The sequence below is a fragment of the Crocosphaera watsonii WH 8501 genome, from assembly GCF_000167195.1.
In the GTDB taxonomy this organism is placed as follows: Bacteria; Cyanobacteriota; Cyanobacteriia; order Cyanobacteriales; family Microcystaceae; genus Crocosphaera; species Crocosphaera watsonii.
On record NZ_AADV02000130.1, the window covers coordinates 1 to 12,091 of the forward strand.

General features: G+C 36.8%; 10 protein-coding genes and 2 pseudogenes. 5 read left to right on the plus strand and 7 right to left on the minus strand.

Features of this window, described 5'->3' with window-relative positions:
• From CWATDRAFT_RS25010 to CWATDRAFT_RS25025, 4 genes and pseudogenes are all read left to right on the plus strand, one after another.
• A partial coding sequence (locus tag CWATDRAFT_RS25010) for an HAD-IA family hydrolase (RefSeq protein WP_007307621.1) occupies window positions 1–669 on the plus strand: 669 nt, incomplete at its 5' end.
• Between the two features lie 34 nt (window positions 670–703).
• Window positions 704–1,012, plus strand: coding sequence for a class I SAM-dependent methyltransferase (locus CWATDRAFT_RS25015; RefSeq protein WP_007307622.1), 309 nt, complete (start codon window positions 704–706; stop codon window positions 1,010–1,012).
• Between the two features lie 48 nt (window positions 1,013–1,060).
• A pseudogene (locus tag CWATDRAFT_RS25020) lies at window positions 1,061–2,347 on the plus strand (hydroxysqualene dehydroxylase); the annotation flags it as partial.
• 23 nt (window positions 2,348–2,370) lie between these two features.
• On the plus strand, window positions 2,371–2,736 hold the full coding sequence (locus tag CWATDRAFT_RS25025) for a hypothetical protein (protein WP_007307624.1): 366 nt from the start codon (window positions 2,371–2,373) through the stop codon (window positions 2,734–2,736).
• Between the two features lie 38 nt (window positions 2,737–2,774).
• Here the strand turns inward: CWATDRAFT_RS25025 and CWATDRAFT_RS25030 are convergent, their stop codons facing one another.
• Together CWATDRAFT_RS25030 and nagA are read right to left on the minus strand one after the other, a co-directional pair.
• Window positions 2,775–3,875 (minus strand): pentapeptide repeat-containing protein, encoded by a 1,101-nt coding sequence (locus CWATDRAFT_RS25030; protein WP_007307631.1) that lies wholly within the window; start codon window positions 3,873–3,875, stop codon window positions 2,775–2,777.
• A gap of 75 nt (window positions 3,876–3,950) precedes the next feature.
• Complete coding sequence (gene nagA, locus CWATDRAFT_RS25035; protein ID WP_007307630.1) at window positions 3,951–5,111, minus strand: N-acetylglucosamine-6-phosphate deacetylase; 1,161 nt, start codon at window positions 5,109–5,111, stop codon at window positions 3,951–3,953.
• Between the two features lie 173 nt (window positions 5,112–5,284).
• On the opposite strand from nagA, the gene purE reads away from it, so the two are divergent.
• Entirely contained in the window at window positions 5,285–5,809 is a 525-nt protein-coding gene (gene purE / locus CWATDRAFT_RS25040; protein ID WP_021830196.1) for a 5-(carboxyamino)imidazole ribonucleotide mutase, read from the plus strand.
• 146 nt (window positions 5,810–5,955) lie between these two features.
• Here purE and CWATDRAFT_RS37695 read toward each other — a convergent pair whose 3' ends face one another.
• The 5 genes and pseudogenes from CWATDRAFT_RS37695 to CWATDRAFT_RS25065 all read right to left on the minus strand — a co-directional run bounded on the left by CWATDRAFT_RS37695 (window position 5,956) and on the right by CWATDRAFT_RS25065 (window position 11,874).
• On the minus strand, window positions 5,956–6,132 hold the full coding sequence (locus tag CWATDRAFT_RS37695) for a hypothetical protein (protein WP_157134174.1): 177 nt from the start codon (window positions 6,130–6,132) through the stop codon (window positions 5,956–5,958).
• Window positions 6,114–7,639, minus strand: a pseudogene (locus tag CWATDRAFT_RS36255) (IS5-like element ISCwa2 family transposase). Before CWATDRAFT_RS36255 ends, CWATDRAFT_RS37695 begins: the two are co-directional and overlap by 19 nt.
• Window positions 7,640–7,774: 135 nt before the next feature.
• Window positions 7,775–9,808 carry a tetratricopeptide repeat protein gene (locus CWATDRAFT_RS32020; RefSeq protein WP_071905643.1) on the minus strand — a complete coding sequence of 678 codons (2,034 nt, stop codon included), beginning with the start codon at window positions 9,806–9,808 and terminating at the stop codon, window positions 7,775–7,777.
• 345 nt (window positions 9,809–10,153) lie between these two features.
• Window positions 10,154–10,426, minus strand: coding sequence for a PEP-CTERM sorting domain-containing protein (locus CWATDRAFT_RS25060; RefSeq protein WP_007307627.1), 273 nt, complete (start codon window positions 10,424–10,426; stop codon window positions 10,154–10,156).
• Window positions 10,427–10,716: 290 nt separating this feature from the next.
• On the minus strand, window positions 10,717–11,874 hold the full coding sequence (locus CWATDRAFT_RS25065; protein WP_007307626.1) for an IS4 family transposase: 1,158 nt from the start codon (window positions 11,872–11,874) through the stop codon (window positions 10,717–10,719).
• Window positions 11,875–12,091 lie beyond the last annotated feature (217 nt).

Consider the following 12,091-nt stretch of genomic DNA (forward strand, 5'->3'; position numbering starts at 1 on the left):
AATTGCTTTAATCGTGCTTTTTCTGAGGCAGATTTAAACTGGTATTGGTCAGAAAGTCTCTATGGTGAGTTATTAGAAATCTCTGGGGGTAAGGAAAGAATTAGATATTACTTACAACAATATCATCCTGATATCAAGGAAAATTTAGAAACCTTAATACCTCAACTTCATCAAGCAAAAACAACTCATTATCGTGACTTATTATCTTCAGGAGAAATTAAATTACGCCCAGGAGTAAAACGCTTAATTGAAGAAGCTTATCAGGAGGGAATAAGATTAGCGATCGCCACAACCAGTGCCTTACCAAATGCTTTAGCTTTATTGGAAAAACACTTAAATCCTCAGTGGTTTGAAGTGATTGCAGCCGGGGATATTGTCCCCAATAAAAAACCTGCTCCTGATATTTATAACTATGTCTTGGAAAAAATGAATCTCAAACCAGAAGAATGTTTAGTTTTTGAAGATTCTTTTCATGGTCTACAAGCTGCTAGTCAAGCTAATTTGAAAACAGTAATTACTGTACATGATTACACAAAAAATCAAGATTTTTCTTTGGCTAGTTTAGTCTTAAATCATTTAGGAGAACTCCATAATAATTTTACCGTTATTAAAGGTAATCTAACCAATAAGGGTTATTTTGATCTAGAATTAGCCAAACTTTTAATTTAGGAGGACATTAAATGGGTTTTTATTCTAATGTTATTTGTCCTTGACATTATGTAGTATTCCTAACATTGAAAAAGCATTATCAGAAATTTATCGTGTTTTAAAACCAGGAAAACAATTCTATTTTATTGAACATGGATTAAGTGATGAAGCTACTATCCAAGTTTGGCAAAACCGTTTAACTCCCCTACAAAAAATTATTGCTGATGGTTGTCACTTAAATCGCAATATGAAGCAATTAATTCAAACTCAATTTAATCAAGTTGAGATCCAAGAATTTTATGGGGAGGATATGCCTAAAATTGCCGGGTATATGTATCAAGGAGTTGCCACCAAAACAACCTGAAAATTATAGTTTTCACTGGGTTTAATGATTTCAAATTCTGTTTAAGATGTCAAAGAACTGGGTTTAAGTCCGTTTACAACTTGGACTCGTTCCTCCCAATATTCCCCAGCAGGTTTAGAAGTAGAGTCTCCTATTTTTCAGGATGAACCTCTTTTACCTACCCCGTTAGGAACCTTTCTTTATACTAAGTTCAAACGTTTTCCTTTAAGCGATCGCTTATCTGCTTTACCCCTACTTTATAGCTTAATTGATTTTGATAATTCCCCCGAAGCTTGGGAACGGTATGATAAAGTAACCGCTAGGGAATTATTTAAACAATTTGGGGTGTCTTCTCGCCTTTATAAAGATGCTTTTGAACCGATGTTATTAGTTGGTTTATTTGCTCCAGGAGAACAATGTAGTGCAGCAGCAACTCTCGGAATGCTTTATTATTTCATCTTAGCTCATCAACCTGATTTTGATGTGGTTTGGTGTCGGGGAACCGTAGGAGAAATGATCTTTAAACCTTGGGTAGAAAAGATAGAAAGTTTGGGTGGAAAAATCTTAACCAATAAGCGAGTAACTGATATTGTTGTTAATAATAAAGGGGTGGCTAAAGGGGTTTGCTGTGACAACGAAATTTTTGCTGCTGATGCTGTTATTTCAAGTGTTAGTATTAGTGGAATTAAAAAGATAGTTACGGAAAGTAAAGTATTAAATCAATACCCAGAATTTTCTAACTTATCGAATTTAGGGGCAATTGATGTTTTAGCAGCCCGTTTATGGTTTGATAAAAAAGTTGACATTCCCCTACCTTCTAACGCTTGTTTTGGCTTCGATCAAACCACAGGATGGACATTTTTTGACCTCAATAATCTTCATGACGAATATAAAGATTTATCAGGAAGTGTTATCGAAGCAGATTTTTATCACGCCAATCAACTATTAACCATGAATGATGAACAAATTATAAAAAAAGTTCATCAATATTTAACCACTTGTGTTCCAGGCTTTGCTAATGCTAATATAATGGAGAGTCGGGTGATTAAAGTTCGCCAAGGAGTCACCCATTTTGCCCCTGGTAGCTATCAATATTTACTCCGGGCAAAATCTCCCATAACTAATTTATACTTGAGTGGAGATTGGGTGATTACTGATCATGGTTCTTGGTCACAGGAAAAAGCCTACGTAACTGGATTAGAAGCTGCTAATTTAGTTGTAGAACAATTAGGAGGAAATCCTGCTACAATTATTCCTGTAGAACCAGATGAACCCCATATCAAGTTAGGGAGAGAAATTAACCAAAACTTACGGAAAATAATTGATAATTTGATTCCCCAGTTTTGGTTACCCTAAATCAAGCAAATTAGAGGTTAATTATGTTTGGAAGACAACCAAAAGAAGATCAATATCCAGACAATATGGAGATTCCTGATATTATGTTTCCTTCTGAATCTGAATTAGCAGAAACTGCTGAAGACGATACAGAATTAAGCCAAATCAGTAATAGAAGAGAATTGCCAGTTACTAAAGAAAATCCTGAAACAGTTACTATAGTTGAAAAAATTAGTGGTATTGTTTCTCCTTATTTTATCGTAGTCGTAGGACTAATTTTATCTGATGATAACTTCTTCTTAGGAATTCTCTTGATTGCCGTTGGAATTCTCTCTTTATTGAAAATTTCCTTAATGGATATTGTTGAATTTTTTATAGATATCAAAGATGGATTAACTTCAGATGAATAATTGTCACTTCTAGGGTAGAAGAAATCACCTTTTAACCCTTAAGTGAAAATCCCCCCCCTTTCTATGAGGTTACTTTTCATCTCTGTTGTCATCCCTTCATTATTTCCAAATTTAGTCCCTTTAACTAAAGCACCACTCAAATTGGTTTGACTCAAGTTAACATCTTGTAAATTTGCTCCTCTTAAATCAGCCCCAATTAAATTGGCTAAGGCCAGACTACTACGATAAAAATCAGCTTGCTGTAAGTTGGCATTACCTAAATAAGCTCCACTTAAATCAGCCCCACTAAACCGACTATAGCTTAATATAGCCTCGCTCAGATCAACATCTGTCAAATTAGCCCCCCGAAAATTACTATGAGTCAAATTAGCCCCACTTAACTCAATCCCACTTAACTCAGTGGCTAAAAAATTTCCTCCGGCTAGATCAATTTTAGCATTTAACTGTGCAGTTTTAAGTAGTTCCAATAAATCACTATTTTTAATCTCGTAAAGCTTATCAATTAACTGATGTAACTCAGTCAAGTGTTGCGCTTCGAGCTTAGTAGTTGGACTGTCTATTATTTTTACTTCTTCTGATGGATTAGATGTTAATTTAATCAGAGAAATTTCGGGTGATAGTCTTTCTTTCCACAAAAATTGAGCAAGTTTTCGTTCTAAAATACTATGTTTATTGGGATGGATATCGTGTCGCCATAACCCTGTTACATCGCTGATGGAAATATCGGCTAAATCCATTGTATAAGAGACGGTAACTATAACAGATTCATCTTTAGGTTGAATGGTTGCTAAGGGGGATGAATGGTCAATTTTAACGGTAGATTGTCCCGTTTGGGCAATTAAATGCCAGACAACAGTATGATCATAAGATTCTATTAACTTAAAGGGAAGGTCCTTATTTAACTGCGGTTCGACAATTTTTCCTTGTTGTACGTCGAGTTTAAGTTTACCTCCTTTGATACCAAACTTTATTTGACCATTTAGTAATGATTTTTCCTGTTCATTAAAACGGAAATTTAAGTCTAGGACAAACTCTCCCTGAGATGTTACAGATGGCCTTGGGAAAACTTGCAGAAAGACACATCTCCCATAAGGATTATAAGCGGTTTGGAGACGTAGAGATGGAGAGGACTCTGACATAGTAACACAATAATCATTTCCTACCTAAAATTATAACACTAAATAGTCGCAAAACTATGCTAAATTATCCATTATTTATAGTCTTTTCCAATAAAGCTGACTATTCTCCTGTTGCCAGTTCCATCGTAAAAAATTAGCGGGCTGCCCTGAAGAGATTCCAGGCAAACCTATGGCTTTTCTCGGGGATTCTGTCCCTAAAGCAATGGCATTGCCTAAAGGACATAATTGCCATTTCACTAAATTTTGAACCCCAACTAATAAGGGCAATGTTGTTCCTGCTAAGGTACCATTAGCTAGTCTGGCAGTTCCTTTTTTTACCTCAATTTGTCGATCATCCCAAGGATAAACCCCATCCCCTAAACCGATGGGAGCTAAGGCATCGCTAACTAAGAAAATACCTTGTTCATAAAGACTACTTCTTAATAATAATTCGATCATGGTTGGACAAACATGATTTCCATCAGCAATTAAGCCACAATAAACACTAGGATTAATCATTGCTGCCCCCAATAACCCAGGTTGCCGATGATGTAAAGGGGGCATAGCATTGAAAGCATGAGTCACCATTGATGCACCCATATCAAAGGCTTTTTTTGCTTGTTTGGCATTAGCTTGGGAATGGCCTAAACTAGCAACAATTCCTCGTGAAGATAAATAAGGAATCACCTCATCCGTTAGGTCTAATTCTGGTGCTAAGGTGATAATTTTGACGATAGATTCATGACCGTCCAATAACCATTCTATGGCTTCCACAGAGGGAGTTAAGAGATATTGGGCAGGATGCGCTCCTTTTTTTTTATGGTTTAAAAATGGCCCTTCTAAATGCACACCTAAAACTCTAGAAGTTGCTAGTTCCTCTTCTTCTTGTGTCTTCATAAACCTCTCAAAAATTGAGAGCGATCGCTGTACATTTGCCACAGAAGTTGTTACCAGGGTAGGCAAAAAGCCATCAATACCTTCGTGCCATAAAAACTCGCAAATTTGATGTAATTTTGGGAGGTGTTTTTCTTGGATATCTGTGAATGCTAATCCTAACCCCCCATTAATTTGTAAATCAACCCCTCCCAAGGAAATCCAGTCCCCTTGGGCATCGTATATTTTATACCCTTGCTGATTTGAATTAACGGCTCCCATGGAACGGATATCTTCAATCAATCCTTGCCCATTAATCAAGATTTTTTGTTGCTCTTGATATCCGTGAATTTTCGCGTTAATAATAGTAATATCTTTTAACATTTTTTCTGCAAAATAATGGTTATTTTTCTTGACATTTGCTCAAAACCATGAAATGACATTTTTGATAATGGGAATAGATGAATCTCAGTCAGTAAAGTTTTTATTCCCACTATTAAGTAATTTCTGTTAAAATGATAGCATCAAATGGAAGTCTATTCTACTATTTAACCCTGATGAGTTCTTCTTCTCCCCTAATCGGTATTATTATGGGCAGTGATTCAGATTTGCCCACAATGGACAAAGCGATCGCCGTTTGCCAAAGGTTTGAAGTACCCTGGGAAGTGGCTATTGTTTCAGCACATCGAACCCCCCAAAGGATGGTTAACTACGCTCAAACTGCCCATGAAAGAGGATTAAAGGTAATTATTGCGGGGGCAGGGGGGGCGGCACATCTTCCAGGAATGGTGGCTTCTTTGACCCCATTACCTGTCATCGGGGTTCCGGTTGCCACTCGTCACCTACAAGGGGTAGATTCTCTCTATTCCATTGTACAGATGCCCAGAGGTATTCCTGTGGCTACGGTAGCTATTGGTAACGACCAAAATGCAGGACTATTAGCCATTCAAATGTTAGCTGCTCACGATCCTATTTTATTGAAAAAAGTACAAAACTATCGACAAGAATTAGAACAAATGGTGTTAGATAAACAAGAAAATCTAGATAAATTAGGTTATGAAGCTTATTTAAAACAGATGTAAAAGTATTAAGATTAGGCCATTTTTATATTGTAGGGGTTAACGGCCGTTGACCCCTACTAAGAGAAATTGCTATTAGGAAGTTCAAGAGATTCGGAGTACCTCAGCAATTAACAATGAACAATTAATAATTAATAATTGTTCGGGAATTAGGATTTTTGATGGCGCAAACTTGGATCAATGGCGGTTATCATGGCCTTTTCGTCCCATTTTCCTCCTAAAAATTCCTTGACTTGAGTTGCAATCAATTTAGGATTGGCGATTGCATCATTATAATTAGGGTTTGCTGAAAAAGTTTCTCCAAAATTTATGCCACTTTTGACCAAGAATTTTCTAACAGATCAATAAGTTTTAGTACATAAAAATTGTTTAAAGTATAATCAAAATTAATAAAAGGCGGTTTGATGAGTTCCCCTGTTCTATTATTAGTAAATAAGGACAAAAAAAGCGACAAAAACTGCCTCAGAAGTTTAGAAAGATTGACAACTAAAAATGTAATAGCAATAGATGTAATGGAGGTTTCAGGGAGTTTTGTCATCACGAGATTTAGGCTAAATCTTCGTTTAGCTTGTCCAAACTTTCCCTCAATAGCATTACGGAAGCATTCATCGGAGTGGGCTTGTTTCTTTTCTTCTTCACTGACATTTTCGGAGGTCTTCCTAACTTCGGACCACTGATTCTTATCCCTCTTTCCTTACACCAATTTCTGTTTTCCCTAGTTCGATAAATTTTATCTACATGGACGGATTCGGGATAATAGCCAAACGTTTCTTTATACTTTTCTACTTGTTCTTTTAAATGACAAGATTCATTGAAGTTTTCCCAACTTATTTTGTCTAGAAACACATAGTTATCTACACAGCTTACTGAGAGTTTAGCTCCAAACTCTATTGGTTTTCCTGCTTTTCCCCTCACTATTGGACGAATATGCGGTTGAGTTAAACTTACAATTCTTTGAGGAACACTCTGGGTCTTATTCTCCCACATTGACTGTTGTTGTTCATAAACTTTTTTGATAGTCTCTAGACAATTTTTCTGTCTTTTACTCAGATTTTCCAGGGAAGCCCCAGCTTGAATTAAGTCTTCTATATTTCCTAAATTTTTCTTAAGGTATTTTAACTGTTTCCCGATAGCTTTTTTTCTTTCTTGATAAGATACTTTTCGTTTTTTAGCTACTTTTAAGTATTCCTTTATAGCAATTTTTCTAGAAGTTCTCGGCTTTTTTCTCAATTTTACTCTTAATGGTTTATAAAGATTATCTATTATTCTTTCTGTCTCAATTCTGGCTTGATTGAATATGCCTAAATCCGTTGGGTATTTGATGTCTGCTGGCGCACAAGTCGCATCTAAAATTAGTTTACCTTTATTTTTTATTTTTTCTCCTTTTTCTTGGAGACAATCCTTTTTTTTTACTTCTTTATCACTCTTGTCTATTTCTCTTTTTACTATTTTTTTATTGATTTTGTTTATCAATTCTCCATCAATTCTTTTCTTAAAATGAACTAGCATTGAAGATTCCAGTGGTGGCTCTTGTTGATAACAATTTAAACCTATAAAGTATTGTAGATAGGGATTTTCTCTAATCTGTTCTATAGTTTCTCTATCACTTGTTCCTAATTTTTCCTTAATAATTAATGTCCCTAATGCCATTCAAAATAGTTTGGCTGGCGCACCTTTTTCTGCTGAAAAAAGTTTAGCATATTCTTCCTCAAAATCATCCCAAGGTATCAACTCTGCCATGATTACCCAACGATTATTGGGGGACAATTTGCCCTCGAAAGGTAATTCAAATTTTTCTGGGGGCGGTAAAGGTTGCTCCTCTTTTCGATACATTTGTTCTTGACCAACAACTGGGAGGTGTTTCTACCAATTATAGCGGTTTGTAGCCGACAAAGCTGATCTTTTTTGCGATCGCGAATATGGGTGTAACCTTTTAAAGAATAGGGTTTTGCTTTTATTCAGCAAACCCTAATTAATGGGTAAAACTTCAATGTCTTGATAGTAGTTTAATACCTGTTCCACTTGTTTAAGCTGTTTTTGGTAAGTTTCTGCCAATTTTTCGGGGGTTAGCTTACTGCCTTTCTTCCCTAAGCGTTCTAATAACTTATCTTGAGATGGGATAACTTCAGATAGGGGACGCTGCATGAAAATAATGCGATAGGGTTGACCCGATGGCAGTTTTGGCAATAATTGAGCGACAATTTTAACAAATTTGCCTTTTGCGTCGGGTATCCAACTATTATCACTGCCCACCTGTTTCGATTTCTCGTATTCATAATATCCCTTGGGATTACTTTCGTCTGCTTCTCTGACTCCATCTGTCATCACCGAGATACCTGCTGCTGCTAACATTTGCATCATCATGGAAGTTCCCGAACGAGGCAGCCCGGAGACGATAATAACAGTATCTTCCATGGGAGCGTCTAATTTAGGTTTATTTCCCGTATTAATCTCAATCACCCAATCAGATATAGATCCAGCATTTTGATTAAGATCAATTTTCCCTGCCTTAAAGTCTTTGATGCGTTGCTGCGCTTCTCTTGCTAGGTTACGATGTTTAGCCGCTTTTTCTCCGTCTTGAAACTCTTTATAATAGATACCAGCTAGGTAACGATGAGCATTAGGAAAAATGGGATTTTGACTAATTGCTGTTTCTATAGCTTTAACAGCGTCTGTTATTTGTTCACAGCGATATAAGGCAAGCCCACAGAGGAAATGAGCTTGAGGGTTGTGATAAATTAGACTTAATGCAGCCATAGCTTCATCTAAGGCTTTATCCTCTCGATGTTCTTTAAGGTGGGTTTTACATAACCCTAAATGTGCATCGGGGTTGGCCGGATCTAATTCTAATACTTGCATGAAATAACAAGCAGCATCAAACCATTTTTTTAAGCCTAAATAAGCATAACCCATTTTCAGATACAAACTTGGTAAATTATGGGTTTGAGCTTTTTTAGCTTTGTCCAATTCTCTGATTGCTTCTTCATAGTTTCCTTGAGCAAATAATAATGATCCTCGGAAGAAGGAAACCGCATCAGGGTTAAGGGTTGCTTTCATGCGAAGTTTACGCAGTTTATGTATTTCTTGTTCTGTATAATCTTCACTTTTTTTATCTTTTAATTCTTCTACAAGTTGATTTAATTCTTCCCTCGCTTGTTCCATAACTTCTCGTTTATCACCTAGTGCTTTTTCCATTATTTTTTCTGCTGATTCTGTCTCATCTAAAGCTAAATGACACTGAAAAAGTTGGATTGCAAAGCGACTTTCTTCGGGATATTCTTCCCATAGTTCATTTAAGATCGGGATGGCTTCTCGGTGACGATTTGCACCTATATAAGAACGGGCTAAATTATAACGTAATTCTCGTATGGTATTAGCCACTTGAACCTCTACATTTTCGTCTAATTCTTCGATATAACCTAACTCTACTAACTGTTCAAGTGCTGCTTGAGAATCTACGGAATCAACTCTTAGGTTAGGGGGGTGCATTCCGGCATCTCCTTCTTGTTGCTCCCAACTGTCAATATAGTCGATGGCAACTTCATCTTTCCAGGCTGAAACTAAGGGTTTTCCATCCATATCTCGCCCAACTGGTAAGCCATAAAGACTGAGAATTGTTGGGGTTATATCCAGTAGGTGTGCCCCAAAAATAACCCCATCTTGTTTAATATTCGGTCCCTTCATAGCCACAATTCCAAAGGGACGATGTTCTTCAGCAGGTCCTGCTGGTTCGTTGGGAATATGTTGGGGACGCAGGCGATCTGGATGAAAACCATGATCGGAACAGATAATAATAGTGGTATCTTCTCCTGCTAAATTCATGTAAGTTCCTAACATCATGTTATGGAATCTGTAGGCACTTTCAATCACGTCTTTATACAGGTCAAAATCTTCTTCGCTGATCCAAGGTGATCGCGGCGGATGGTAGCGCATAAAACCATGACCAAAGTGATCAATGGCATCATAATAAACTGCCATAAAATCCCATGGTTCTAACTGCATTAACCCAGTTGCTGCGGCATGAATTGAGGAACATTCGGCAATAATTTTGGCAATACTATATAGTCTTTTGTCTTTTTCTATGATCTAGGGAGAGTCTTGATAAGTGATCTTGAATTTCTTGTTTTATTTTTTCGGAGGACAATGGGGATGGAATCGAAGATTGTTTCATAATTATTAAGCAAATTTAGTAAGTTTCCTATGGCAAGGAAGGAGTTAGTTAGAATAGTTTCACCTCTTGCACTTACTTACATTTTATCCCCCTAGAGAGTTCTTATGGTGCGTTACGACAAATTTCTAAATCTTGGTTAAGTTACCTAAATTAACACTGTCTAACGCACCCTACAGTTAAGCAGCTTGCTTTTCTTGAACAGTTTTTGATTTGCGATTTTTACGCCAACGGTAAACACCAGCAGCCCCAAATGCTAATAAAGCTAAGGATGAAGAAGGTTCAGGGGTAGTTGCCACTTCCTCGTCTTCTGTTTGTCCCACTAGGATAGAACCATTGGGAGTATTATTATAAGCCCATTCTGTAATAGTTACAGTACCGCCATCTGTTGCGGTATCAATGTTGATATTTGCCCAACCGTAGAAGGTGTCACCCCCCTCACGGGGTGACAAGCCCGTTAAAACCCTGATTGAAAGAGGGTTTCAGCCGTGGCGATCGCTCTATAAATTGTCAAAAACTAGAGGGCTTATTGAGAATAAACAATAATGATAATCATTCTTGCCGTGTGTGTGGGGGGGAGGAGGGTTACACCGTCCTCCCCCCCACAGGGTTGATGCTCAAAATCAACCCCTTGGGCAATATTAGTTTTTATTAAATAATAAAAATTGGTTTATTTTGGATAGTTACATCTAAAATAAATCATCTTCCACTGGTTATTTTATGTTAAGATAAAATAGGGGAATTAAGCCGTCTTATCTATTATGGACATGGCTTGTAACCCTTTTTTATAATTGTTGAGTTTCTGGGGATTATTGCTCATCATAATTGAAATAAAATCAGAGCAAAATTCCCAAGCGTGAATCCAAAGAGAGCCATAAAGTCCTATCCAAAAATTACTATGTCTTCGGTCACGTCTTGATTTTTCAGTTAGACGAGCAATATATTTTCCTTGATTGGTTTGTCGAAATGTTTTGCCTTTTAAAGAAGTAGCAGTGTAAGCGATCGCTATTAATAAAATCAAGGAATTTAGTCGTTTATTATTGGCTTTACTTCCCTCCCAATTATAACCCCCTGTCTTACAATCCTTGAACATAGCTTCAATACCTGCCCTGGCTCGATAGACTTTCAAGACCTCTGATAAACTGTCTAAGTTGGTAAGAATAAACCAAGGCTCTTTTTCCTGTTTGCCCTTGTATTTTCTTTTCCAATATGTTCCCACATTAAAGTTTCCAAACCCTTTATTTTTAGTGACTGAAACCCCAGTTAAAAACATCTTCATCCCAGGTTTCATTCCTAACTGCGAAAAAGTTTGATAATCTTCATCATCTTTTTTCTGGTTTGTACCTTGTTTCTGACGAAAAGCGAAGAATAACTTTTGTTTTTTACTTTTTTGTTTCAACCAATAAGCTAATTTAACACTGTGGAATTCTCGGTCTCCAAGAATGACTAACTCATAGTTTTTTAGAAGACAAAGAACAGGTTGAATTAATGCCTGTTGTTCAGATAATCTGCTGGCTCCTCTTTTCCCTAAAAGTGTCCAATAGATGGGTAAAGCCAGCTTTTTCCAGATAACAGCAACCATGAAAACATTTTTATCTTTCCATTGGGTTCGGTCAATTGTTATAATCAGACGAGAGCCAGTCTTAAATTCTTTACAAATAATAGCTTTAATGACAGGAAACCAGAATCTGGGAATGGCTAAAGCTGACAAAACTAGGAATCTCTGGATATGTTTACGACGACTTTGATAAAGGATTGGTAAAGGAAAACAAGCTGCTAACCTTTCTATTCTAACCTGTTTATGTACTGTCAGCAACCACAGTAAAATTCTAAAAGCCTCGAACTGTGTTTGTGTTAAATGTTTGGTAAAATGAGATTCATAAACTGCTAAAAAGCTCATGATTTAAGTTATAAAACGATTAAGGACAATCTGATTATTATTAGCATAAAATCGGATTGTTTTCTCTCTTTTAGGAGTTGACGCTCGCGCATCAAAACAGTTTGGGGGGCAGGGCAATCGCATTTAATTTTTGAAAAGCTGACTGCATAAGAGGTTTCGCGATCGCCGTTCATTTGTACTGAAATTCTAAAATCTTTACTGGATCACGCATCTCAGG